General features: G+C 73.0%; 22 protein-coding genes. 6 read left to right on the forward strand and 16 right to left on the reverse strand.

Annotated features, from left to right (window positions below; genetic code table 11):
* Positions 1-30: 30 nt before the first annotated feature.
* Positions 31-756, reverse strand: a complete 726-nt coding sequence (ubiE, locus tag ACFWE1_RS16480; RefSeq protein ID WP_376934488.1) for a bifunctional demethylmenaquinone methyltransferase/2-methoxy-6-polyprenyl-1,4-benzoquinol methylase UbiE — start codon at positions 754-756, stop codon at positions 31-33.
* A gap of 71 nt (positions 757-827) precedes the next feature.
* On the opposite strand from ubiE, the gene ACFWE1_RS16485 reads away from it, so the two are divergent.
* Positions 828-2,132, forward strand: a complete 1,305-nt coding sequence (locus ACFWE1_RS16485) for an isochorismate synthase MenF (protein WP_376934489.1) — start codon at positions 828-830, stop codon at positions 2,130-2,132.
* 72 nt (positions 2,133-2,204) lie between these two features.
* Here ACFWE1_RS16485 and ACFWE1_RS16490 read toward each other — a convergent pair whose 3' ends face one another.
* From ACFWE1_RS16490 to ACFWE1_RS16500, 3 genes are all read right to left on the reverse strand, one after another.
* Complete coding sequence (locus ACFWE1_RS16490; RefSeq protein WP_376934490.1) at positions 2,205-3,062, reverse strand: polyphosphate kinase 2 family protein; 858 nt, start codon at positions 3,060-3,062, stop codon at positions 2,205-2,207.
* A 250-nt stretch (positions 3,063-3,312) separates the two neighbouring features.
* Positions 3,313-5,298, reverse strand: a complete 1,986-nt coding sequence (menD, locus tag ACFWE1_RS16495; RefSeq protein WP_376934491.1) for a 2-succinyl-5-enolpyruvyl-6-hydroxy-3-cyclohexene-1-carboxylic-acid synthase — start codon at positions 5,296-5,298, stop codon at positions 3,313-3,315.
* On the reverse strand, positions 5,291-5,719 hold the full coding sequence (locus ACFWE1_RS16500) for a PLDc N-terminal domain-containing protein (protein WP_376934492.1): 429 nt from the start codon (positions 5,717-5,719) through the stop codon (positions 5,291-5,293). Before ACFWE1_RS16500 ends, menD begins: the two co-directional genes overlap by 8 nt.
* Before the next feature lie 97 nt (positions 5,720-5,816).
* On the opposite strand from ACFWE1_RS16500, the gene ACFWE1_RS16505 reads away from it, so the two are divergent.
* Positions 5,817-6,125, forward strand: coding sequence for a DUF4229 domain-containing protein (locus tag ACFWE1_RS16505; protein ID WP_376934493.1), 309 nt, complete (start codon positions 5,817-5,819; stop codon positions 6,123-6,125).
* Positions 6,126-6,144: 19 nt separating this feature from the next.
* On the opposite strand, the gene ACFWE1_RS16510 is transcribed toward ACFWE1_RS16505, so the two are convergent.
* Genes ACFWE1_RS16510 through ACFWE1_RS16520 form a run of 3 tightly spaced genes read right to left on the reverse strand, consistent with a single transcriptional unit; the run spans position 6,145 to position 9,333 of the window.
* The gene (locus ACFWE1_RS16510; RefSeq protein ID WP_376934494.1) at positions 6,145-7,137 is read right to left on the reverse strand and encodes a 1,4-dihydroxy-2-naphthoate polyprenyltransferase; all 993 of its coding nucleotides are present in this window, start codon (positions 7,135-7,137) and stop codon (positions 6,145-6,147) included.
* A gap of 23 nt (positions 7,138-7,160) precedes the next feature.
* Positions 7,161-8,357 (reverse strand): AMP-binding protein, encoded by a 1,197-nt coding sequence (locus ACFWE1_RS16515; RefSeq protein ID WP_376934495.1) that lies wholly within the window; start codon positions 8,355-8,357, stop codon positions 7,161-7,163.
* 25 nt (positions 8,358-8,382) lie between these two features.
* Positions 8,383-9,333, reverse strand: coding sequence for a 1,4-dihydroxy-2-naphthoyl-CoA synthase (locus tag ACFWE1_RS16520; RefSeq protein WP_243569445.1), 951 nt, complete (start codon positions 9,331-9,333; stop codon positions 8,383-8,385).
* Positions 9,334-9,387: 54 nt separating this feature from the next.
* Between ACFWE1_RS16520 and ACFWE1_RS16525 the strand changes: the two genes are divergently transcribed.
* Positions 9,388-10,371, forward strand: coding sequence for an o-succinylbenzoate synthase (locus ACFWE1_RS16525; protein WP_376934496.1), 984 nt, complete (start codon positions 9,388-9,390; stop codon positions 10,369-10,371).
* Here ACFWE1_RS16525 and ACFWE1_RS16530 read toward each other — a convergent pair.
* On the reverse strand, positions 10,361-10,723 hold the full coding sequence (locus tag ACFWE1_RS16530; RefSeq protein WP_376934497.1) for a MerR family transcriptional regulator: 363 nt from the start codon (positions 10,721-10,723) through the stop codon (positions 10,361-10,363). The two genes, ACFWE1_RS16525 and ACFWE1_RS16530, sit on opposite strands and share 11 nt — an antisense overlap.
* Before the next feature lie 59 nt (positions 10,724-10,782).
* On the opposite strand from ACFWE1_RS16530, the gene ACFWE1_RS16535 reads away from it, so the two are divergent.
* Positions 10,783-12,012 carry an MFS transporter gene (locus tag ACFWE1_RS16535; RefSeq protein WP_376934498.1) on the forward strand — a complete coding sequence of 410 codons (1,230 nt, stop codon included), beginning with the start codon at positions 10,783-10,785 and terminating at the stop codon, positions 12,010-12,012.
* Between the two features lie 61 nt (positions 12,013-12,073).
* Here ACFWE1_RS16535 and ccsB read toward each other — a convergent pair whose 3' ends face one another.
* The 5 genes from ccsB to ACFWE1_RS16560 are packed head-to-tail and all read right to left on the reverse strand — an operon-like array spanning position 12,074 to position 16,919.
* A complete protein-coding gene (gene ccsB, locus ACFWE1_RS16540) occupies positions 12,074-13,105 on the reverse strand; it encodes a c-type cytochrome biogenesis protein CcsB (RefSeq protein WP_376934582.1) in 1,032 nt (343 codons plus the stop codon).
* A 54-nt stretch (positions 13,106-13,159) separates the two neighbouring features.
* Entirely contained in the window at positions 13,160-14,911 is a 1,752-nt protein-coding gene (locus tag ACFWE1_RS16545; protein ID WP_376934499.1) for a cytochrome c biogenesis protein ResB, read from the reverse strand.
* A complete protein-coding gene (locus tag ACFWE1_RS16550) occupies positions 14,889-15,641 on the reverse strand; it encodes a cytochrome c biogenesis CcdA family protein (RefSeq protein ID WP_243569450.1) in 753 nt (250 codons plus the stop codon). The genes ACFWE1_RS16545 and ACFWE1_RS16550 overlap by 23 nt, the downstream gene beginning before the upstream one ends.
* Before the next feature lie 28 nt (positions 15,642-15,669).
* On the reverse strand, positions 15,670-16,266 hold the full coding sequence (locus ACFWE1_RS16555; RefSeq protein WP_376934500.1) for a TlpA family protein disulfide reductase: 597 nt from the start codon (positions 16,264-16,266) through the stop codon (positions 15,670-15,672).
* Positions 16,266-16,919: a histidine phosphatase family protein gene (locus tag ACFWE1_RS16560; RefSeq protein WP_376934501.1), complete on the reverse strand. Its 654-nt coding sequence runs from the start codon at positions 16,917-16,919 to the stop codon at positions 16,266-16,268. Before ACFWE1_RS16560 ends, ACFWE1_RS16555 begins: the two co-directional genes overlap by 1 nt.
* A 77-nt stretch (positions 16,920-16,996) precedes the next feature.
* Here ACFWE1_RS16560 and aspS point away from each other — a divergent pair, with 77 nt between their 5' ends.
* Entirely contained in the window at positions 16,997-18,367 is a 1,371-nt protein-coding gene (gene aspS / locus ACFWE1_RS16565; RefSeq protein ID WP_376934502.1) for an aspartate--tRNA(Asn) ligase, read from the forward strand.
* Positions 18,368-18,502: 135 nt separating this feature from the next.
* Positions 18,503-19,462: a formylglycine-generating enzyme family protein gene (locus ACFWE1_RS16570; RefSeq protein ID WP_376934503.1), complete on the forward strand. Its 960-nt coding sequence runs from the start codon at positions 18,503-18,505 to the stop codon at positions 19,460-19,462.
* Between the two features lie 42 nt (positions 19,463-19,504).
* Here ACFWE1_RS16570 and ACFWE1_RS16575 read toward each other — a convergent pair whose 3' ends face one another.
* Genes ACFWE1_RS16575 through ACFWE1_RS16585 form a run of 3 tightly spaced genes read right to left on the reverse strand, consistent with a single transcriptional unit; the run spans position 19,505 to position 24,411 of the window.
* Entirely contained in the window at positions 19,505-21,136 is a 1,632-nt protein-coding gene (locus tag ACFWE1_RS16575) for a SulP family inorganic anion transporter (RefSeq protein ID WP_376934504.1), read from the reverse strand.
* 4 nt (positions 21,137-21,140) lie between these two features.
* Entirely contained in the window at positions 21,141-22,064 is a 924-nt protein-coding gene (locus tag ACFWE1_RS16580; RefSeq protein WP_376934505.1) for an HAD family hydrolase, read from the reverse strand.
* Positions 22,065-22,068: 4 nt separating this feature from the next.
* A complete protein-coding gene (locus ACFWE1_RS16585; RefSeq protein ID WP_376934506.1) occupies positions 22,069-24,411 on the reverse strand; it encodes an arylsulfatase in 2,343 nt (780 codons plus the stop codon).
* Positions 24,412-24,495: the final 84 nt, after the last annotated feature.

Raw genomic sequence — 24,495 nt, forward strand, 5'->3', positions numbered from 1 at the left:
GGGCCGCAGACATCGCCGGGCGGGCGAGCCCTATGCCGTGGGCTCTGCCGGGGCGAGCGGCTTGCGCCCGCGGTGCAGGGCCACGACGCCGAGGGTCAGGTTGCGCCAGGCGACGTCGCGCCAGCCCGCCTCGCGCAGCCACGCCGCGAGCTCGGACTGCACGGGCCAGGCGTTGATCGACTCGTTCAGGTACTCGTAGGCCGTGTCGTTCGAGCTGGAGAGCTTCACGAGCGGCGGCATGACCCAGCGCTGGTAGACGCCGTAGCCGGCCCGCACGAGCGAGGCCTGCGGGTGCGAGAACTCGCAGATGACGAGCCGGCCGCCCGGCTTCGTGACCCGCAGGAACTCGCGGATCGCCTGCTTCGGGTCGCTGACGTTGCGCAGCCCGAACGAGATCGTGACGGCGTCGAACTCGTCGTCGTCGAACGGCAGGTGCATGGCGTCGGCCTCGACGAAGACGAGGTTCTGCACGTGCGCCTGCCGGCGGCGGCCGACCTCGATCATGCCGGGCGAGAAATCGGCCGCGACGACGGAGGCGCCGCTGCGGGCGAGGCTCGCGCTCGAGGTGCCGGTGCCCGCGGCGATGTCGAGAATGCGCTCCCCCGGCTTCGGGTCGACCGCCCGGGTCGTGGCGACGCGCCAGAGCGGGGCGTTGCCCATCGACAGCAGGGTGTTGGTGCGGTCGTAGTTGGCCGCCACCCGGTCGAACATGGCCGAGACCTGCTCCGGGTGCTTGCCGAGGTCTGCGCGGGTCATCCTCCGAGTCTACGACCGCACCCTGGGTGCCCGGCGGCCGCCCTCCGCCGGGGCGGGCGTAGGCTGGGGCGGTGAGCCAGCATGCCGCCGCTTCCCCCGCCCCCGCGGGCTCGCGGCTCATCGTTCGCACGACCGCGGTCGACGAGACCGAGCCGCTGATCCCTCGCACCGACCCGCGCAACCCGCTCGTCTGGTTACGGCGCGGCGAGGGCGTCGTCGGCCTCGGCGAGGTGCTCCGCATCGAGACCTCCGGCGAGCACCGGATCGAGGATGCCGCGGCCGCGTGGACCTCGATCGCCGCCGCCGCCGACCTCGACGACCGGGTCGGCCTGCCCGGCACCGGCCTCGTCGCCTTCGGCGCCTTCGCGTTCGCCGCGCACTCCGCCGCGACGAGCGTGCTCATCGTGCCCGAGCTCGTCCTCGGCCGCCGCGACGGCCGCTCCTGGATCACCCGCATCGCCCTCGCCGACTCCGCCGACGGGCAGGCGCTCGCCGAGGCGACCGCCGGTGAGGAGACCGCCGCGCTGCTGCCGACGCCCGCACCCAAGCGCCAGGTGCCACGGGTCGCGTTCGCCCCCGGCAGCATGTCCCCCGCCGGCTACGAGGCGGCCGTCGCCGAGGCCGTGCGCCGCATCGACGCCGGCGAGCTCGAGAAGGTCGTGCTCGCCCGCCAGCTCGTCGGCGAGCTCGACGAGGACGCGGGCCTGCGCGCCACCATCAACCGGCTCGCCGAGGACTACCCCGACACCTGGGTGTTCGCGGTCGACGGACTCATCGGGGCGAGCCCCGAGACCCTCGTCCGCGTCGACCACGGCACCGTCTCGGCCCGCGTCCTCGCGGGCACAGCCCCGCGGGGCGCCGGCGAGGCATCCGACCGCGACCACGCCGCGCAGCTCGCCGCGAGCGAGAAGAACCTCGCCGAGCACGCGCTCGCCGTCGCGAGCGCCGTGCAGCGGCTGGCTCCGCACACCCGCCGCCTCGACACGAGCCCCGAACCGTTCACCCTGCAGCTGCCGAACCTCTGGCACCTCGCGACCGACCTCAAGGGCACCCTCGGCGACGGCTCGAACTCGCTCGACCTCGTGCGGGCCGTGCACCCGACGGCCGCCGTCGCGGGCACGCCCCGGAGCGTCGCCCTCGACGTCCTCGCCGAGCTGGAGGGCTTCGACCGCGGACGCTACGCCGGACCGGTGGGCTGGGTCGACGGCGCGGGCGACGGCGAATGGGCGATCGCGCTGCGCTGCGCGCAGGTCGACGGCGACGGCACCGTCACGGCGTACGCGGGCTGCGGCATCGTGCACGACTCGGTGCCGGCCGAGGAGCTCGCCGAGACCGAGATGAAGTTCCGTCCGATCGTCGAGGCCTTCGGCGGCTGACCCCGCGCAGCTCCTCGACTTGCCCGACTTTCATGAAAGTCGGGCAAGTCGAGGGGTGGTGCGGACCGGCGGTCAGGATGCCGCGAGCCGGCGCTGCTGCTCCGCGACGTCGTAGTCGGCCTTCGGCCACTCGAGGGCCATCCGCTCCAGGGCGTCGATGACGAGGTGCTGCACCGCGAGCCGCGCGTACCACTTGCGGTCGGCGGGCACGACGAACCACGGGGCATCCGCCGTCGCCGTGCGATCGAAGACGAGCTGGTACGCCTCCTGGTAGTCGTCCCAGCGGGAGCGCTCGTCGATGTCGCCCGGATTGAACTTCCAGTGCTTGTCGGGCCGGGCGAGGCGGTCGGCGAGGCGTGCGCGCTGCTCGTCCTTCGAGAGGTGCAGCATGACCTTCACGATCGTCGTGCCGGTGCGCGCGAGCTCCTCCTCGAAGTCGTTGATCGCGCCGTAGCGCCGCTCGATCTCGTCCGGCGGGGCGAGCTCGCGCACGCGGCCGATGAGGACGTCCTCGTAGTGCGAGCGGTCGAACACGCCGATCCGGCCCGCTGCGGGGACCTGCTTATGGATGCGCCAGAGGAAGTCGTGCTCGAGCTCCTCCGGAGTGGGCTTCTTGAACGCGGCGAGCTGCACGCCCTGCGGGTCGACCGCGCCCATCACGTGGTTCACGATGCCGCCCTTGCCCGCGGAGTCCATCGCCTGCAGCACGAGGAGCACCCGCCGCTCGTCGCCGTTCACGACGTTGTTCGCGAACAGCTGCTCCTGGAGCCGGTTCAGCACCGCCGCGCCCTCGGCGAGCGCGGCCTGCCCGGCGGCCTTGTCACCCTCGAAGCCGGGATGCGCATTCGTGTCGGCGTCGGCGAGGCGGAAGCCGGGGCCGACGCGGAGCAGCTCGGCCGGATCGGCCGCCCAGAACGATTCGCGGTCCATCGTGCGTCCCCCTTCGCGCGGCGGATGCCGCATGGGCTCCATCATGGCGCCGCGGGAGGGGCGGGCCAAGCGTCGGACATGTCCCGCTCCCCCGTCCCCTCCCTCTCCCGTTCCTGTTCCCGCTCCCGCTCCCGCTCCCCCTCCCGCGGGAGGAGATTCGCACCGCGGGAGGTGCCGAGGCCCGATTCCGTCCTCCCGAGACGCGAATCTCCTCCGCTGGAGGCGGGACAGTGAGCGTGCGGCGGGCGGCTCAGCGGGCGAGCGGGACCTCGAGGATGGTGGGCTCGGTCACGGCCTCGCCGAGCGCGGCTTCGAGCTCCGAGCGCACGGCGGCCCGCCGGTAGCGCCAGCCGTAGGCGCGGGCGAGGGACTCGAGGTCGACCGACTGCGGCGTGTACTGCACGCGGTCGAACGCCTCGGCGGGCGCGGAGGCCGCGACCTCGAGCGAGTCGAAGATCGTGCCGCCGCCGTCGTTCCCCACGATGACGAGGATCCGCGGGCGGGTCTCCCCCGCGCCGAGCAGCAACGAGCCGACGTCGTGCAGCAGGGTGAGGTCGCCGAGCAGCACCCGGGTCACGCTCGACTCGGCCCGCGCACGGGCCTCCTGGGCAGCCCGACCGGCCTTCGCCTCGGCGAGCTGCTGCTCGACCTCGGCCGCGCGGGCGAGCATGGCGGCGAGGTCGTCGCCGGCCGTGGGATCGAAGCCGTCGTGCGCGGCGGGCGCCGACGGGGCGGCGGATGCCTCGGCCACCACCTGCGCCGGCTCGCCCTCCTCCGCCGCCGGCTGCTGACTCGCGATCGCGATGCCGAGCGCCGTCGCGACGGTGCCGTCGATCCCGGAGAGCCCGCGGTTCGCGTGCGCGTGGATGCGCCGACCGGGCACGACCCGGTCGGCGTCGCGGATGAGGCGGGATGCCCCGAGCACGAGCCGGTCGTGCGGCCAGCTCGCGGCCCACACCGATTCGGCGAGGAGCCGGCGCCCGACCGGTTCGCGCATCCGCCCGAGCTGCGCGTCGAGGAAGGCGCGCTGGGCGGCGAAGTCGGTGACGTGGCCGGTCTCGTCGACACCGCTGCGCACGGGATCCGGCTCGGCGGGCGCCTCCGCCGCGGCGAGCGCCCGGCCGGCCTGCACCCAGCGCCCGAGCCAGGCCCGCTCGCCGTCGCCCGGAGGGCCGGGCTCGACGTGCACCGCGCGCTCGAAGCGGCGAGCGCGGTGCCCCGGGTTGAACCACTCGACGCCCGACGGGGCGACGACCACGGTCTCGACGCCGTCGCGCTGGACGAGCGCGGGCACCTCGCGGGAGAGCGTCGGATGCCCGAAGACGATCACCCGCTCGACCGCGCCGCCGAGTGCGGGCTCGGCGAGCACCTCGCGGTAGGCGGGCACGAGGTTCGGCCCGAACCTGGCCCCGCTCGTCACCTCGGCGATGAGCGGCCAGCCGCCCGCGCGCGCGAGCGCCTCGGCGGCCGGTCCGGCGCCGGCCCCGGCGACGACGAGCGTGCGGGGTCCGCGGGCCAGCGCACCGGCCCGCCCGTTCGCACCGGGCTCGGTGCCCGGCGGGGCGGCGGGGGCCGCGCCTCCCGCGGGACCGGACGCGGGCGGCAGCGCGGCGGGCGCGGACAGCGGCTCCCGCAGCTGCAGGTTCAGGAGCACGGGACCGGGACCGGGATGGGGCACGGGCTCGCCCGAGGCATCCCGCCCCTCCGCCGCGGCGACCGCGACGCGCGCGAGCTCCGCCGCGGCATCCGCCTCGCCGGGCGCCCCCTCGGGCGCCGAGACGTCGCGCTCGAGGCGCACCGCTCCGGCGAAGATGCCGGGCTGCATGGTGGTCTGGTTCGAGCGGATGCCGCGGAGCTCCGCCGGCCGGTCGGCGGCGAGCACGAGCAGCGGCACGCCCGCGTGGTGGGCCTCGAGCACCGCGGGGTGCAGGTTCGCGACGGCCGTTCCCGAGGTCGCGACGACCGCGGCGGGATGCCCCGACTCCACGCCGAGGCCGAGCGCGAGGAAGCCCGCACTGCGCTCGTCGATGCGCACGTGCAGCCGCAGCCGGCCCGCGCGCTCGAACTCGGCGGCCGCGAGCGCGAGCGCCTGCGAGCGGGATCCGGGGGCGACGACCACGTCGCGCACCCCGAGCCGTTCGAGCTCGGCGAGGAGGGCCACGGCGAACTGGCTCGCCGGGCTCCCCCGGCCTGCGGATGCCGCGGGCAGCTCGCTCGCGGCAGCCGGGTCAGTCATGCGGTCGGCCGGTCTGACCGGGGTCGGCCGGTCCCTCCGGGTCGTGGGGGCCGGAATCGCCGCGGCTCGGATGCCCGGCACCGGAATCGCGCCCGTCGCCCGTCTCGGGCTCCTGGTCGAGGTCGGCGAGCTCCTGCTCGAGGCGGCGGATGCGGTCTTCCTGCTCCGCGTCGGAGCCGAGCCGGCGGAGGAACTCGGCGTCGTCGTCGGGTGCGAGGGAGCGGCCGCTGCGGTTGCGGCGGCCCCGGCCGATCAGGAACCAGAGCACGCCGCCGATGACCGGCACGAGGATCACGAGGGCGACCCACCAGCCCTTGCGGAGGCCGCGCACGCGCAGCCGATCGAACAGCGCGCAATCGACGATCGTGTAGATCCAGAAGACGATCGCGGCTGCCACGACGATGACAGCGAGCCTCGGCATGCTCCCAGTCTAGGCGCGCCAGATCACGGCAGGCTGGGAGAGCCCGGTGCAGGCCCGCCCGCAGCCCGCGCTCAGCCGGCGCGCCTACACTGGCAGGGTGAAATCGGTGCCCGTCTGGATCTGGTACACCGCGCTGCGCATCCTGCTCTTCGCGGTGCCGCTCGCCGTGCTACTCATCGCGAACGTGAACGTCTGGGTGTCCACCCTCGTCGCGGCGGTGTTCGGACTGAGCGCCTCGCTCCTGTTCCTGCGCAAGCCGCGCGAGGCCCTCTCGGGCGACCTCTACGCCGCCCGCCACCGCGAGCAGCCGCTCGTACGCGACGACGACGCCGAGGAGGACGCGGCCGTCGAGGCCGTCGAGCACGAGGCATCCGCCCACCCGGCCGACGCGAAGCGCGCCGAGTAGTCCCGGCCGCGCTCACCGCTCAGAACGCGAAGACGAGCCCCAGCCCGACGCCGTAGACGAGCGCCGTGAGGCTCGCGAGCTGCAGCGCGATGAGCAGTTCCTTCGCCGTGCGCGCCGAGACGACGATGACGCACGCGGGCAGCGCCGCGAGCAGGGCGAACAGCACGAGCCACGCCGCCGGGTAGAGCAGCGCCCAGAACGCGGCGATGCCGAACGGCACGAGCATGAAGACGCAGAACAGCGCCCGTCCGACGGGGGCGCCGACGAGCACCGCGAGCGTGCGCTTCCCGGAGGCACGGTCCTGCTCGACGTCGCGCAGGTTGTTCGCCATCAGCACGGCGCAGGCGAGGAGGCCGACGCCGACGCCGCCCGACCAGGCCTCGAGGTTCACGTCGAGCGCCTGCACGAAGGCCGAGCCGGCGGTCGCGACGAGTCCGAAGAAGACGAAGACGAACAGCTCGCCCAGCCCGGCGTAGCCGTAGGGGCGCTTGCCGCCGGTGTAGAACCAGGCGGCGACGATGGCCGCGGCGCCGACCGCGAGGAGCCACCACTGCTGCGTGATGACGACGAGCGCGAGGCCCGCGAGCGCGGCGATGCCGAGGAAGGCGAGCGCGACGGCGAGCACGTGCTTCGGCTTCGCGAGGCCCGAGCCGGTGAGGCGCGCCGGTCCGACGCGGTGGTCGTCGGTGCCGCGGATGCCGTCGGAGTAGTCGTTCGCGTAGTTCACGCCGATCTGCAGCGCGAGCGCGACGATGAGCGCGAGCACGGCGCGGGTCGGATGCCACGGGCCGTCCGCGATGGCGACGACGCCCGCGCCCGTGCCGAGCGCGACCGGGGCGATCGCGAGGGGCAGGGTGCGCAGTCGGGCGCCCGAGATCCAGTCGCCGACGGTGGCCGGGCCGTGGGAGACGGCCGGCCCCTGGGCGGCGCGGGCGGGGTTGCCGCTCGGTCCGGGACGCTTGGCGCGGCGGGCTGCGGCGGAATCGGGGCGATCGGGCTTCTGGCGTACCACAGCTCTCAGCCTAGTTCCGCGAGCTATGCGCGGGCCGCGAGGAGGGCGGCGACCACCCGCCGGTCGGGCTTGCCGGAGTCGAGTCGGGGCATCGCCTGCAGGGCCGCGAGCCGCACCGGTCGGCCGGCCGGCGGCAGGCCCGCGGCGTCCACCGCGGCCGCGAGTGCCGCGAGCTGCCGCTGCACGGCGTCGTCGCCGAGCCCCGCGAAGGCGGTGGTCTCGACCGCGACGCCGGGTCGCTCGCCCCACTCGGCGTCGGGCACGGCGACGACGACGGCCTCGGCGAAGCCGGGCAGCCCCCGCACCGCGCGCTCGACCTCGCCGAGCGCGACCTTCACCCCGCCCGACACGATGACGTCGTCGGCGCGGCCGCGGATGCGCAGCCGCCCCTCGGCCGTCAGCTCCCCGAGGTCGCCCGTGCGGTACCAGCGCTCGCCCCGCTCGACGAGGAACGCCCGCGCGGTGCGCTCCGGGTCGCCGAGGTAGCCGCTCGCGAGCGTGGGCCCGCCGAGCTGCACCTCGCCGTCGACGACGCGCAGACGGACCCCGTCGAGCGGCCGGCCGTCGTAGACGCATCCGCCGGCCGTCTCGCTGGAGCCGTAGGTGCGCACGATCCTCGCGCCGAGCGCCTCGGCCCGTTCGGCGAGCTCGGCGCCGAGCGCCTGACCGCCGACGAGCACGGCGTCGAAGGAGCGCAGCGCGGCGGCGACGAAGGGGTCGCGGTCGGCGCCCTCGACGAGGCGGGCCAGTTGCACGGGCACGAGCGAGGCGTAGTGCGGCACCTCGGGCAGCATCGTCGAGGCGGCTGCCGCGAACCCGGCCGCCGTGAACGGGCCGTCGGGCGCCGGCACCGGGTCGAGCCCGGCGAGCTGCGAGCGGACGAGCACCTGCGCGCCCGCGATGTAGTGCCCCGGCAGCGCGAGCAGCCACTGCCCCTGGCCGCCGAGGGCGTCGTGCGTGGCCTCGGCGCTGGCCACGAGCGCGTCGGCGCTGAGGGCCACCCGTTTCGGCGCAGCGGTGGAGCCGCTCGTCTCGACGACGAGCGCGAGGTCGTCGTCGACCTCCCGGAGCGCGGGGTCGACGGCGGATGCCTCGTCGGGCTCGCCTGCCGCGTCGGCATCCGGCACGGGCCAGACCGCCGGTCCGCCGTCGAGCGCCGCGGCGAGCGCCGCACGCAGCCGCGACAGCTCGCCCGACGGAACCCGATGCAGCGGTTTCACGGCGCCGGCTCCGCCGCGCGGCGGCTCAGAAGTGCCACGGGTACGGCCCCCAGTCGGGCGCGCGCTTCTCGAGGAACGCGTCGCGGCCCTCGACGGCCTCGTCGGTGCCGTAGGCGAGCCGCGTCGCCTCGCCCGCGAAGACCTGCTGGCCGACCATGCCGTCGTCGACGGCGTTGAACGCGAACTTCAGCATGCGCACCGCCGTCGGGGACTTGGTGAGGATCGTGCGCGCCATGGCGATCGCCTCGCGCTCGAGCTCGGCGTGCGGCACCACCCGGTTCACGGCGCCCATCTCGTACGCCCGCTCGGCCGAGTACTCCTCGGCGAGGAAGAACACCTCGCGCGCGAACTTCTGCCCGATCTGGCGGGCGAAGTAGGCGGAGCCGTAGCCCGCGTCGAAGGAGCCGACGTCGGCATCCGTCTGCTTGAAGCGGCCGTGCTCGCGGCTCGCGATCGTGAGGTCGCAGACGACGTGCAGGGAGTGCCCACCGCCCGCCGCCCAGCCAGGGACGACCGCGATGACGACCTTCGGCATGAAGCGGATGAGCCGCTGCACCTCGAGGATGTGCAGGCGCCCGACGGCCGCGTGCCCGTGCGGGTCGGCGGTGCCGCCCGCGCCATCGACGATCGCGGTCTCGGCGTCGGAGTACTTGTAGCCGTCGCGCCCGCGGATGCGCTGGTCGCCGCCGGAGCAGAACGCCCAGCCGCCGTCCTTCGCGCTCGGCCCGTTGCCGGTGAGCAGCACGACGCCGATGCGCGGGTTCGTGCGCGCGTCCTCGAGGGCGCGGTAGAGCTCGTCGACGGTGTGCGGCCGGAAGGCGTTGCGCACTTCGGGGCGGTCGAAGGCGACCCGCGCGATGCGTCCATCCTTCGAGTGGTGGTACGTCAGGTCGGTGAAGCCGTCGGGGCCCGCGAGGGCGGGCGCGGCATCCACCCATTCGCTCGGATCGAACAGCTCGGACACCTCGGCGCTCATGCCTCCCAGCCTATTCCCGCTGCGGGGCCCGCCGGGGTGCGGGAGACTGGGCGCATGGTCCAGCCGCCGCTGCATGAGCTCCTCGCCACCGCCCGCGTCGTCGCCCTGCCGCTCGTGACCCGCTTCCGCGGCATCGACGTGCGCGAGGCGCTGCTCCTCGAGGGCCCGGAGGGCTGGACCGAGTTCAGCCCCTTCGCCGAGTACGCCGACGAGGAGGCCGCGGTCTGGCTGGCCGCCGCGATCGACTTCGGCTGGACCGCGCCGCCCGACCCGCTGCGCGACCGGATCCCGGTGAACGCGACGGTGCCCGCCGTCGACCCCGACAGCGTGCCCGCCGTACTCGGGCGGTTCCCGGGGTGCCGCACGGCGAAGGTGAAGGTCGCCGCGGCCGATCAGACCCTCGCGCAGGACGTCGCACGGGTCGCGGCCGTGCGCCGGGCGCTGGGCCCCGAGGGGCGGGTGCGGCTCGACGCGAACGGCGGCTGGACGGTCGACGAGGCCGAACGGGCCGTGCACGCCCTCGCCGAGTACGACCTCGAGTACCTCGAGCAGCCGTGCGCAACCGTCGAGGAGCTCGCCGAGATCCGCGAGCGCATCGCGTACCTCGACATCCCGGTCGCCGCCGACGAGAGTGTGCGCCGGGCGGCCGATCCGCTCGCCGTCGCCGAGGCGGGCGCGGCGGACCTCCTCGTCGTGAAGGCGGCGCCGCTCGGCGGCATCCGCCGGGCGCTCGAGATCGTCGAGCGCGCCGGGCTGCCGGTGAACGTGTCGAGCGCACTCGACACGAGCGTCGGGCTCGCGATGGGGGCGCACCTCGCCGCGGCGGTCCCTGAGCTCCCGTTCGACTGCGGACTCGGCACCGCCTCGCTCCTGGCGGCGGATGTCACGGCGGAGCCCCTCGCCCCGGAGCACGGCGCCGTGCCGGTGCGACGGGTCGTGCCGGACCCCGTGCTGCTCGACCGCTACGCGGCCGACGCGGAGCGCACCAGCTGGTGGCTCGCGAGGCTCGAACGCTGCGCCGCGCTGCTCAGCGGGTGATCGTCGCGCGGTCGAGGTAGGCGCTGATCGCGTCACGGTTCCGCGCGAGGCAGCCGATGCGCTGCTCGAGCTGCGCGCGCCGCTCGGCGAGCGTCTCGGCGAGCTCCTGCGCGATGACCGGCGCCTCGACGACGGAGGTGCTCGCGAGGCAGGGCAGCATGTCGAGGATGACGGCGGTCGGGATGCCGGCCTCGATGAGCCCGCGCACCTGGTTCACCCGCTCGACGGCGGTCTCCGGGTAGTCGCGGTAGCCGTTCGACTCCCGGCTCGAGGAGACGAGCCCCTGCTCCTCGTAGTAGCGGAGCAGCCGGGTCGACACCCCGGTGCGGTCCGCGAGTTCGCCGATGCGCATGACGCCTCCGTTCCTCCGACTTGACCTTCACACTAGTGTCAAGGTTTCAGACTTGCGACATGACCGCTCCGATCACCGATTCCACGCCCGCCGTCGAGCCGCGGCGGGCGGCCGAGGCATCCGCCGGCTCCGGCCGTCGTCTGCCCTACAACGGACTGCTCGCCCTCGCCGCGATCGTCTTCACCGGCGTCGTGACCGAGATCATGCCCGCCGGCCTGCTGCCGCCCATGAGCGCCGAGCTCCGCGTCTCCGAATCGCAGATCGGCTCCCTCGTGGCCGTCTACGCGCTGACGACCGCGGTCACGGCCATCCCGCTCACGGCGCTGACCCGGGGCATCCCCCGCAAGCCGCTGCTGCTCGCCCTCGTCGCCGGCTTCGTGCTCGTGAACGCGGTGACCGCGGTCGCCGGCGATTACCTCACGGTCCTCGTCGCCCGCGTCGTCGGCGGCATGCTCGCCGGCCTGCTCTGGGCGATGGCCGCGGGCTACGCGATGCGCATGGTGCCGCCGGCCCACTCCGGTCGGGCGCTGTCGGTCGCGATGGTCGGCACCCCGCTCGCCTTCGCCTTCGGGCTGCCGATCGCGACGAGCCTCGGCACGGCGCTCGGCTGGCGCGCGGCGTTCGCGCTGATGGCGGCCCTCGCCGCCGGGCTCGCGATCTGGGCCGTGCTGGCGCTGCCCGCCTTCCGCGGCGAGCGCGCCGCCGAGCGGCCAGGGCTCCGGCAGGTGCTACGCCGGCCCGGCCTTGCCGCCGTGCTCGCGACGACCGCCGCCTTCGTGCTCGCGCACAACGTGGCGTACACCTACATCGCCCCGCTCACCGTCGCCTCCGGCGTGGCCGCGCACCTCGATCTCGCCCTGCTGCTCTTCGGCGGCTTCGCCGTCGCCGGTGTGCTCACCGCGGGCGCCCTCGTCGACCAACATCTGCGCGCAATGGTGCTGATCTCCTCGGCGGTGCTCGGCGTCGCCATGGTCGCGATCGGGCTCGCGGCGGCGCAGCCCGTGATCGTGCTCGTCGCGATCGCGCTCTGGGGCCTCGCCTACGGCGGCGCGCCCACCCTGCTGCAGGCCGCGCCCGCCCGCATCGCCGGCGAGGCCGCCGACGTCGCCCAGTCGATGGTGGTCGCGTCCTGGAACGGGTCGATCGCCATCGGCGCCCTGCTCGGCGGGTTCGCGCTCGACACGCTCGGCATCGGCTCGCTGCCGTGGCTCGCGCTCGGGCTCGTCGCGCTCGCCGCGCTCATCGCCGGGACCGTGCGGACCGCCTTCGCCCGCCTCCCCCGCAGCTGATCATCGCGCCGCCGCTCCCCTCACCAGCGAGGGGGTCGGGATGCGGGGGCGGGGGCGCGGCTCAGAGGCCGGAGTAGGCGTGCAGGCCCTTGAAGAACAGGTTCACGACGGTGAAGTTGAACAGCACCGTGGAGAAGCCGATGATCGCGAGCCACGCCGAGCGGGAGCCGCGCCAGCCGCGCGTCGCCCGGGCGTGGATGTAGCCGGCGTAGACCACCCAGATGATGAAGGTCCACACCTCCTTGGTGTCCCAACCCCAGTAGCGGCCCCAGGCGGCCTCGGCCCAGATCGAGCCAGCCATGAGGGTGAACGTCCAGAGGATGAAGCCGACGATGGTGACCCGGTACGCGAGGTTCTCGAGCGTCGTCGAGTCGGGCAGCGTCGCGAGGAACGACTTCTTCACGGCCTTCGCCGAGGCGACGAGCGACTCCCGGCGGGACTGCATGAGCTGCACCACCGAGAGCGCGAAACTGAGCGCGAAGAAGCCGACCGAGGTGGTCGCCACGAACACGTGGATGACGAGCCAGGCCGACTGCAGCGCCGGCGGCAGCGGCACGACCGAGACGTAGAAGTTCACCGTGGCGACGCCGAGGAGCACGAGCACGAGCCCCGTGACGAACGTGCCGAGGAAGCGCAGGTCGTGCTTGGCGACGACGAGCACGACGAGGAACACCGTCGTGATGATGAGCGTGCCGGTGAGGGCGAACTCGTACATGTTGGCCCACGGCACACGGCCGGCGGCGAAGCCGCGCAGCAGAGTCGCCGTGAGGTGCAGCAGCCACGCGAGCACGGTCATCGCGACGCCGACCCGCAGCGCGGGCGAGCGCCCGTAGGCGACGCTCGCACCGTCGGCGGTCGCACTGCGCCAGCGCGAGGCGCGACCGGATGCCTCGCCGGCACCGGTGCCGCCCGCGCCCGCCGAGGCCTTCGCCGTCGCGGCGGCCTGCAGCACCCCGACGCGCTCGCGCTCGGCGGCCGGCAGCTCGGCGCCGTCGTGCGCCAGCCGGAGCTCGTCGGCGGCCTTGGCCGCGGCGGCCCCGCGCTTCGCGAGGTCGATCGAGAAGGCGATGAAGGCGATGGCGTACACGGCCATGGCCGAGTACACGCTGAGCACTGAGATTTCATCGAGGCTGGGCACGGATCTACCTTACGTCGTGGGCTTCGCGGTGTCGTGGGTGGGCTCGGACTCGGCCGCCGGTCCGGCGAGCTTGTCGGCGAGGGCGGAGACCGCCTGTTCGAGCCCGGGGTCCTCGCCGCGGGCGAGGCCGGCGAACTCGAGCACCCGGCTGCCGTCGCGGCGGGTCGCCACCTTCACCCACATGCGGCGGCGCGGCACGAAGAGCGAGGAGAGCAGGCCCGCGAGGATCAGGATGGCGAACACCAGCACCCAGATCTGGGTCGGGTCGTGGTGGATGTCGAAGGAGGCGAAGCGCTTCACCGACTGCGCGTAGTCCCGGTCGGCGGCGCTCCCGGCGGGCACCGCGGCGGGCGCATCGGGGCTGTCGTCGACGAACTCGACGGTGCCGCGGCCGCCGGGAAGCTCGGTGAGCTCGCCCGGCTTCAGCTCGATCGAGTCGACGCCCGTCTCGCCGCCGGTGAGCTGGTCCATGCCCGAGGGGTCGAGCGTGTAGACCGAGGTCGGGGTGCCGCTGTCGATGCCGAGATCGCCCTCGTAGACGTTCAGTGTGAGCACCGGCAGCACGAGGTCGGGGTAGGTCGAGGCGTAGGCGCCCGAGCCGAGCACGTCCTGGGTCGGGTAGAAGAAGCCGACCATGCCGAGCTGCTCGTCGAGACCGTCGGGCACCTTCACGACGCCGATCGAGGTGAGATTCGCGTCCTGCGGCAGGAACGGAACCGCGTCGTCGAAGACGATCTCGCCGTCGGGGTCGCGCACCACGATGTGGGGCGCGTAGCCGTTGCCGAGCAGGAACACGTCGGTGCCGTGCGTGCGTAGCGGCTCGTTGACCTTGACCTGGCCTTCCTCAGCCGGGCCGGATTGATCGGTGATCGTCACGTGCGCGGTGAAGTCGATCGGCTGGCCGAGGGCGTCCTGGTTCTGCGTCTCGTAGACCGCGTCGAGCTCGCGGAGCGAGAGTTTGTACGGTGCGAGCGAGCTCGGGTCGAAGAAGCGGCCCGGGTTGAAGGAGTCGAAGGCGGCGAGGGTGTTCACGAAGGACTGGCCCTCGACGATGACGCGCTGGCCCGCGAAGCCGAAGCCGCCGCCGATGCCCACCGCGACCAGGATGCCGAGCATCGCGGTGTGGAAGACGAGGTTGCCGGTCTCGCGCAGGTAGCCGCGTTCGGCCGAGACGCTCGGTTCGCCGCGCAGCTCGTAGCGCTCGACCCGGTAGCGCCCCTGCTTCAGGAGCTTCGTTGCCTCGGCGACGGCGGTCTCGGCATCCACCCCGTCCGGCAGCGGGCGCGTCGTGTACCCGGCGAGCCGGCCGAGCCGCACCGGCGTGCGCGGCGGGCGCGCCCGCATCGCCTCGAAGTGGTGCTTCGTGCGCGGGATGATGCAGCCGATCAGCGAGACGAACAGCAGCAGGTACACCGCGGAGAACCATGCCGAGGTGTAGACGTCGAACATCTGGAACGTGTCGAGGACGGGCGCGGTGTCCGGGTGGTCGGTGAAGTACTGCGTGACGCCGTTCGGGTCGCTCGAGCGCTGCGGCACGAGCGAGCCCGGCACCGCCGCGATCGCGAGCAGCAGGAGCAGCAGGATGGCCGTGCGCATGCTCGTGAGCTGGCGCCAGCCGAAGCGCAGCCAGCCGACGAAGCCGAGCTTCGGCTGGGCGACGCCCGGGCCGTCGCCCGGGGCGGGCTCCGGCGAGTCGACGTGGTCGGCCGGCCGCAGCGGGTCGACGCCGCCGTCGCGGTCAGAGGACGAGGTCGATACCACTCATCACCCCTTGCAGATCGCTCATCCACGCGGTCCAGAGCCCCGACACCATGATCACGCCGATCACGATGAGCAGGCCGCCGCCGATGAGGTTGATGGTGCGGATGTGCCGGCGCAGGAACGCCAGCGCCCCGGTCGCCCAGCCGAAGCCGAACGCGACGAGGAGGAACGGGATGCCGAGGCCGATGCAGTACGCGAGGCCGAGCAGGGCGCCGCGCCACGCCGACTCGGCGGTCAGGCTGAGGCTCAGCACGGCGGCGAGCGCCGGGCCGATGCACGGGGTCCAGCCGATGCCGAAGACGACGCCGAGCAGCGGGGCTCCGGCGAGGCCGGTCGCGGGCCGCCAGCTCGGCTTCAGCTGCCGCTGCAGGAAGGTGAACTGGCCCACGAAGACGAGCCCCATCACGATCATGACGACGCCGAGCACCCGGGTGATCGGGTCCTGCCAGGCGCGCAGCCACGCGCCCGCCGCACCGGCGAGCGAGGTGTAGACGAGGAAGACGACGGTGAAGCCGGCGATGAAGAGCAGCACGCCGAGCAGCAGCCGCCGCCGGTTGCGCCGCTCGGCGACGGCGTCGGCGGAGGCGTCGGTGAAGCCGCCGAGGTAGCCGAGGTAGCCGGGCACGAGGGGCAGCACGCACGGGGAGAGGAAGGAGATGATGCCGGCCGCCATCGCGATCGGGATCGCCACGAGCAGCTGCCCGCTGAAGACGAGCTCGCCGGGCGTCATCGCCGGCCTCCGGGGTCGCTCACGGGCGTCACTGCTCCTCGAGGAGCTTGTCGACGAGGCCGCGCAGGATCGAGGCGTCCTGCAGCTGGCCGAGCACGCGCGCCGCGACGCGGCCCTCGCGGTCGAGCACGAGGGTCGTGGGCACGGCGGCCGGCGGCACATCGCCCGCGAAGGCGAGCTGCGCGTCGCCGGAGTCGACGTCGAGGATGGAGGGGTAGTGCACGCCGTAGTCGCGCTCGAAGGAGCTCGCGGTGCCCGCCTGGTCGCGCACGTTCACGCCGACGAAGCTCACCTCGCCCTCGCCGGAGTCGTACTCCTCGAAGACGTCCTGCAGGATGGGCGCCTCGGCCCGGCAGGGTGCGCAGCCGGCGTACCAGAAGTTCACGACCGTCACGTCGCCCGCGGTGTCGGCGGAGTCGAAGCTGCCGCCGTCGACCGTCGGGCCGGAGAACGACACCGGCTCGCCGCGCGAGGCCTCGTCGAACTCCGAGATGGTGCCGTCGCCGGCGATGTAGTTCTTGCCGCTGCCCTCGCGGTACTGCTCGGCGAGGGGGTCGCTCGTGCAGCCGGCCAGCACCACGATCGAGGCCGCCGCGAGGGCTGCGGCGGCCACCAGCTTCTTCATCAGACTGCTCCTACGTCGCTCGCGCCGGCCGCGAGGGCGGCGGCCGGGTCCCGGTACCCGATCTCGACGAGGCCGCGCGCCGCCGACGAGGACGGTTCGAGCGTCGTGATGCTCGACAGCGCGCAGCGGCGCCGCCTCGGGTCGTGCGCGAGCGGCTGCCCGGCGAGGTGCAGGTGGGTCATCCAGATCGGCATCTGGTGGCTCACGACGACGACGTCGCCGCCGTCGACGGACGCCGAGGCATCCACGATCGCTGCGACCATCCGCGCGACGACGACGCGGTACGGCTCACCCCAGCCGGGGCGCCACGGGTTCATCAGCGACGGCCAGTTCGTGGGGTTGCGGAGCGATCCGCCGCGGCCGCGCATGCGCGTGCCCTCGAAGCGGTTCGTCGGCTCGATGACCCGCTCGTCGATGATCGGTTCGAGCTCGAAGGCCTCAGCGATGGGCGCGGCGGACTCGCGGGTGCGCTGGAGCGGCGAGACGACGAGCGCGCTGACCGGTCGGCCCCTGGCGACGAGGTCGACCGAGGCCGCCTCGGCCATGCGGTGGCCGAGCTCGGAGAGCCCGTAGCCGGGCAGCCGACCGTAGAGCACGCCCTGGGGGTTCGACACCTCGCCATGGCGCACGAGATGGATCTGCTCGGCCGGCACGGGTCCAAGTCTAGGTCGGCGCTCCCTTTGAATCCGCCGAGACTCCGCCTTCGGCGGCGCGCCGGTAGGATAGTGCGGTGACTCACCGCACCCTCATCCAGGACCTGGCCGCGCTTCCCGACGGCCCCGTGACCGTCGCCGGATGGGTGGAGACCGTCCGCGATCAGAAGAAGGTGCAGTTCATCATCCTGCGCGATGAGTCCGGCGCCGCCCAGCTCGTGAACCCGGCGACGCGCCCTTCGACGGGCTCAGAGACCCAGCAGCCGAGCGACGTGCCCGCCGAGGGGCCGGGCTCCGCCGCCGCGCTCGCGCTGACCGAGTCGATCTCGGCCCTCTCGCACGGCACCTTCGTGCGCGTCACGGGCGAGCTGAAGCACGACGAGCGCGTGAAGCTCGGCGGGCTCGAGGTGAAGATCGGCTCGCTCGAGGTCGTGAGCGAGGCGCTCGAGACGCCCATCGCCGCCGACTCCTCGCTCGACAAGCGGCTCGACTGGCGCTTCCTCGACCTGCGCCAGCCGAAGCAGAGCCTCATCTTCCGCGTGCAGACGACGTTCCTGCACGCGCTGCGCAACGTCTGGGTGGAGAAGGGCTTCATCGAGATCCAGACCCCGAAGCTCATGGCGAGCGCCTCCGAGTCGCGCGCCGAGCTGTTCCAGCTCGAGTACTTCGAGACCGTCGCGTACCTCGCGCAGAGCCCGCAGTTCTTCAAGCAGATGGCGCAGTCGGCCGGGTTCGGCGGCATCTTCGAGGTCGGCCCGGCGTTCCGCGCCGACCCCTCCTTCACCTCCCGGCACGCGACCGAGTTCACCTCGATCGACACCGAGTTCAGCTGGATCGACTCGCACGAGGACGTCATGGCGCTGCACGAGGAGCTCCTCGTCGCGGGCTTCCAGGCGGTCGCCGACACGCACGGCGACGAGATCCGCGAGCTCTTCGACGTCGAGGTGACGGTGCCGCAGCGCCCGTTCCCGCGCATCCCGCTCGCCGAGGCGAAGCGCATCGTCGCCGAGCAGGGCTACGTCATCCCGCGCGCCGACGACGACATGGACCCCGAGGGCGAGCGCCGCATCTCGCAGTACGTGCGCGAGACCTACGGCCACGAGTTCGTGTTCCTCACCGACTACGCGTCGAGCATCCGGCCGTTCTACCACATGCGCCACGAGGGCGACCCGTCGCTCACGAACTCGTACGACCTGATCTTCAACGGCGTCGAGATCTCGACCGGCGCGCAGCGCGAGCACCGCGTCGAGGTGCTCGAGGCGCAGGCCCGCGAGAAGGGGCTCGAGCCCGAGGAGCTCTCGTTCTACCTCGACTTCTTCCGCTACGGCGTGCCGCCGCACGGCGGCTTCGGCATGGGCCTCGCGCGCGTGCTGATGCTGATGCTGGGCGAGTCGTCGATCCGCGAGACCACGTACCTGTTCCGCGGCCCCACCCGCCTGCTCCCCTGAGCGCACCCGCACACTCCTGGCAAGCGGTCAGTATTCGCGGGTCCCGATCGCTGCGCACCCGCAGATACTGACCGCTTGCCGGTCGGGGGTGCCTGGGGCGGGGCGGATGGCCCGCGCCGGCCGTAGGCTCGGAGCATGACCGTCGCGACCACGCCCATGCTCCGGATCGAGGGCGGCACGTTCCGCATGGGTTCGAACGAGTTCTACGCCGACGAGTCGCCCGTGCACGAGCGCACCGTCGCCGGCTTCGAGCTCGACCTGCACCCGGTCACGACCGAGCAGTTCGCCGCCTTCGTCGAGGACACGGGCTACGTGACGGTCGCCGAGCGCCCCCTCGACCCGGCCGACTTCCCGGGCGCCGACCCGGCCGAGCTCGTGCCGGGCGGCCTCGTCTTCACGCCCACGCCCGGCCCGGTCGATCTCCGCGACTGGCGGCAGTGGTGGCGCTGGGGCCCCGGCGCGAGTTGGCGGCATCCCTTCGGCGCGGCCCCCGAGGGCGAGCCGGGCTTCGACGCCCTCGCCGAGCGGCCGACGCACCCGGTCGTGCAGGTGTCCTTCGAGGATGCCTCGGCCTACGCGGCCTGGGCCGGCAAGCGCCTGCCGACCGAGGCGGAGTTCGAGTACGCCGCGCGCGGCGGCCTCGACGGCGCCCGCTTCGCGTGGGGCGACGAGGAGTTCCCGCGCGATGCGGAGCACCCCGACGGCCGGCTGATGGTGAACCGCTGGCAGGGCTCCTTCCCCTACCGCAACACCGGCGCGGCCGGCTGGGTGGGCACGAGCCCGGTGATGACGTTCCCGGCGAACGGCTACGGCCTCTTCGACGTGACCGGCAACGTCTGGGAGTGGACGAGCGACTACTACACCGAGCGGCATGTCGTGCCCGGCGCGGCCGATGCCGCCGTCGACGCGGGCGCCCGGCCGAACCTGCTCGCCGCGGCGTCAGCCGAGCCCGGCTCGCGCATCCCGCGGCGCGTGCTCAAGGGCGGCTCGCACCTCTGCTCGCCGGACTACTGCCTGCGCTACCGCCCCTCGGCCCGCTCGCCGCAGGCCGACGACTCCGCGACGACGCACATCGGCTTCCGCTGCGCGCGCTGAACGCCGGAAGCCGCTGAGCGGCCGGCGCGCGCCCTGCGGCGGCTACCCCGCCGTCGCGGCCTCGAGCGTCGGATAGACCCGGCCCGCGCGTTCCATGCCCGCGAACCACGCACCGCGCCGGGCCATCGCCGCGCCGGACTCGGGCACCGCGGCGAGCCGCAGCTCGACGCCCATGCCGCCGAGTTCGCGGTCGAGGTCGGCCAGCATGTCGAGCACGGTGATCGAGGTCGTCTCGAGCCGCGTGAGCTCGAGCGCCACCGCGCGGATCGGCTGCTCCCCCGACACCGCCTCGCCCGCCCGGGCGAGCACCGCCTGCTCGTACGCGAGCGCGTTGGCGGTGAACATGCCGCCGAGCAGCCGCACCGGCAGCACCCCGCCGCGCGGCTCCCCCGCCTCGATGCGCACCCGGCTGAGCTCCCGCAGGATCACCACGAACGTCGCCACGAGGCCGACGAGCACGGCGTACAGCAGCCCGGTGGTGAGCCCGACGACCGCGGTGAGCGTCGCGATCCAGAAGTCGTTCCGGCTCGTGCGCCAGAGCTCGACGATCGCGCCGATCTCGATGAGCCCGATCACGGCGACGAAGACGAGTGAGGCGAGCGTCGCCTGCGGCAGGAGGCTCAGCACCGGCCCGAGGAACAGGGCCACGAGCACTGCGAGCACGACCGTGGTGAGCGAGGCGAGCTGCGAGCGCGCGCCCGCCCCCTGGTTCACGGCGCTCTGCGAGAAGCCGCCCGCGGCCGGCAGCGTCTGGAAGAACGACCCGAGGGTGTTCGCCGCGCCGGTCGCGAACAGCTCCCGGTTGCTGTCGATCTGCGGCTCGCCGGGCTTGCGGATGCCGCGCGCCACCGCCGCGGACTCGAGGAACGCCATGACGGCGATCGCGAGCGCACCCGGCAGCATGCCGCCGAGGTGCGCGAACGAGGGCAGTTCGAACGGCGGGAAGCCCTGCGGCACCGCCGCGATGAGCTCGACCCCGAGCCCGTCGATGCCGGCCAGCCAGACGAGCAGGATGCCGGCCACCACGACCACGAGCGGCCCGGGCACCCGCTTCGCGAAGCGCTTGAGCAGGAACAGCACGACGATCGAGCCCGCCGACAGCAGCACGGTCGGCAGATTCGCGCCCGGCAGCGCCTCGACGGCGGCGACGATCGAGCGGAGGAAGCCGTGCCCGCTGAACTCGGCGTCCTCGCCGAGCAGCTTCGGCAGCTGGCCGACGGCGACCGTCGCGCCGACGCCGACCTGCACGCCGATGATGGTCGCCTTCGAGATGTACTCGACGGCGGACCCCGCCTTCAGCAGCCGGGCGAGCAGCAGGAGCACGCCGACCAGCAGCGTCAGCGCCATGAGATCGGGCACCGGGTCGTCGGAACCGGCGGCGACGCCCGCGCTCACGAGGGTCGTCGCCGTGAGCGTCGCGATCGTCGACGTCGTCGACACGCTCATCGCCCGGGAGCCGCCGAGCATGGCGTAGACGAACATCGGCACCATGCAGGTGTAGAGCCCGAGCTGCACGGGCAGGTTCACGATGGTCGCGTACGCCATCGCCTGCGGCACGACGACCGCGCCGGCGGTCAGGCCGGCCAGCAGGTCGCGCGGGATCGAGGCGAGCCGGTACCCCTCCAGGGTGGGCAGCAGCAGGCGCCCGCGGCGGGCGACGGCGGCACGGGCCATCCGCTCAGCCCTCCGGGAAGATGCGCGACCAGTCGCGCTTCACGCTCACCACGGTGATCCCGCGATCGGATGCCTCGGCGAGTGCCCGCTCCGCCCCCGCGTCGTACGGGGCGTCGCCCCGGCCGGTGTCGTCGTCGTGATGCACGAGCAGGGCGAGGCCGCCGCCGGCGCGCGCGTAGCCGAGCATCGACAGGTCGCCGTTGGAGTTGCCGCCGGCCAGCAGCGGGCGACGGCCGATGCGGCTCCAGATGCGCACCGGCTTCTCGGGCCCGTCGTCGAAGAAGTCGAGGCCGGCGGTGTAGCGCACCTCCCCCGAGTCGTCGTCGAAGCGCAGGCCGAGCGCCGAGCCGATGACGCGCTCCGGCGGGATGCCGTAGTACTGCTCCGTCATCGGCCGCATGAAGTCGCGCTCGCCGCCCGACACGAGGTACACGGTGAAGCCGTTCGCCTCGAGCTCGCGGAGCAGCTCGATCATCGGCGCGTAGACGGCGTCGGCGTACGGCGTGCCGAGCGTGAGGTGCTTTGCCTCCTCGTAGAAGCGCGACACCGAGGCGGCGTAGTCCTCGACGCTCATGCCGTCGGTGACCCCGACCACGGCGCCGATCAGGAGCTTCAGATCGGCGTCGTCGCCCTGGTAGTGCCGGTCGAGGGCGCCGCCGAGCCAGGCGTAGTCTCCGCTGACGGCCGCCCGGTAGGGCTGCTTCTCGGCGAGCGAGGGGTCGGCGGCGGCCTGCCGCTTCCACTGCTCCACGATGTAGTGCAGCTGCGTCGGCATGGGCTTCTCGGTCCACAGCGTGCCGTCGTTGTCGAAGACCGCGACGCGCTCGGCCTCGGGCACGGCGTCGGGGCCGTGCGCGACGCGGTCGATGAACGAGAGGATGGCCTCCCGGGTCGGGGTGTCGGCCCAGGAGGCCAGCCGCTCCGTCATCCGCTCAGTCCCGCGCGTACGCCGCGGCGAGGTGCGCCTCCAGATCCACGTACGTGTCGTCCGCGATGTCGAAGACGACGCGGGAGATCTCGCCGCCCGTGAAGTCGAAGCCGTAGCCGTACAGCGACGACACCGGGTCGGCGCTGTCGCGCCCGATCGTGAGCCCCTCGCCGCAGAGCGAGAAGTGACCGAGCACGGTGCGGATCTGCTGCTCGCCCACCTGCTGCTCGTCGATGTAGAGCTTCACCGGCCCCTTCGGTTCGCGGTAGTCGCCGACGCCCTCCTTCACGAACTCGACGCCGATGATGTGCTTGCCCGAGCTCGGCACGGGTGCGGAGACGCGGTCCTCCGGCGGGATGCCGAGGAAGTTGTACACGTAGTGCACCTGGCCGTCCTTCACGACGAGGGCGTGACCGCCGAAGCGGGAGCCGTGCGCGAAGATGACGCCCTCCGTCTCGGGGGTGAACTCGATCTCGGCGGCGATCTTGTAGGAGCCGCCGTGCACGTTCGCCGCGCTGCGCTCGGGCACCTCGCTCGTGCCCGGGTAGTAGACGAAGCGCCCGGACGGCGGCGCCGGCTGGTGGAACTCCATCGCGACGAAGGTCTCGAAGTCCTTCGGGTTGCCGATGACCTGCAGGTCGTTCAGCGGCAGCACGTTGTTCTTCTTCGCCTCCTCGAGCCAGAGCGCCTTCAGCTCCTCGAGCTTCTCGGGGTGCTCCGCCGAGAGATCGTTCGACTCCGAGCGGTCGACCTCGGTGTGGTACAGCTCCCACACGTCGTCGTCGAAGTTGCCCTTGCCGCTGACCGGCCCGTGCACGGTCACGGCCTTCCAGCCCTCGTGCCAGATGCCGCGCTGCCCGAACATCTCGTAGTACTGCGTCTGCTTGTTCGAGGGGGTGTCGGGCGCCGCCTCGAAGGAGGGCACCATCGAGACCCCCGACAGCGGCGTCTGCTCGATGCCGTGGTACGTGTCGGGGAAGGCGACGCCGCAGGCCTCCAGGATGGTCGGCACGATGTCGGTCGAGTGGTGGTATTGGTGGCGCACCTCGCCGCGCGCGGCAATGCCCTTCGGCCACGAGATCACCAGCGGGTCGGCGACGCCGCCCTGGTACGTGTAGCGCTTGAACATCTTGTACGGCGTGGAGAATGCCGCCGCCCACCCGGTCGGGTAGTGGTTGTACGTCTCGGGCGAGCCGAGCTTGTCGACCATGCGGAGGTTCTCGGCCTCGTCGTCGGGGTAGCCGCCGAAGATCTTGCCCTCGTTCACCGAACCGTTCGGGCTGCCCTCGCCCGACGCGCCGTTGTCGGCGCAGTAGATGACGATGGTGTTGTCGAGCTGGCCCGACTCCTCGAGGTAGTCGATGATGCGGCCGACCTGCGCGTCGGTGTACTCGCTGAAGCCGGCGTAGACCTCGGCCATGCGCGAGAACATGGCCTTTTCCTCGTCGTTCAGCGACGCCCAGGGGCGCACCTCGTCGGTCTGCGAGAAGGTGCCGTCGGGCATGGGGTTGAGCTCGGTGAGGGCGGTGCCCTCCGGCAGGATGCCGCGCTCGATCATGCGCGGCAGGACCCACTCGCGGTACGCCTCGTAGCCGTCGTCGAACTTGCCCTGGTACTTGGCGATGTACTCCTCGGGCGCGTGGTGCGGGGCGTGGTTCGCGCCGGGGCAGAACCAGAGGTACCAGGGCTTGTCCGGCTCCGTCTGCTTGACGTCGCGGATCATCTTCAGCGCCTGGTCGGCGAGGTCCTTCGAGAGGTGGTAGCCGTCCTCGGGGAGGTAGGGCTGGTCGATGTAGCGGTTGTCCTCGGCGAGCGAGGGGTACCAGTTGTTCGTCTCACCGCCGATGAAGCCGTAGAAGCGGTCGTAGCCCTGGGCGAGCGGCCAGTTCTTCTTCGAGGCGCCCGCGGTCCACTCGTCGATCGGCACGTTGTGGTTCTTGCCGACCCAGAACGTCGACCAGCCGGCATCCCGCAGCACGTTCGCCATCGTCGCGTTCGACGGCGGAATGTGCGAGTTGTAGCCCGGGAACCCGGTCGAGGACTCGGAGATCGTCGCGAAGCCGTTGAGGTGGTGGTTACGGCCGGTGAGGAACGTCGAGCGCGTCGGCGAGCAGAGCGCCGTCGTATGCCACTGCGAGTACGTCAGGCCGTTCTTCGCGAGTCGTTCCATCGTCGGCATCTGGATCCGCCCGCCGTACGGCGACCATGCCGCCATGCCGGTGTCGTCGTACAGGACGACGAGCACGTTCGGCGAGCCCTCCGGTGCGCGGTTCGGCAGGAAGGCGTCCCAATCCGCCTGCGAGTCCCGAACGTCCAGCTCGATGCGTCCACGGAATTCTCGTGCCACGATGCTCCCCCCAGACCACCCTGGGCGGACGCTGTCGGCCGCCCTCTTTGGGTCAACCTAGCCAGCCGGACCGGCGTTTGGCTA

It is taken from the genome of Agromyces sp. NPDC060279 (assembly GCF_042726785.1).
Classification (GTDB): domain Bacteria; phylum Actinomycetota; class Actinomycetes; order Actinomycetales; family Microbacteriaceae; genus Agromyces.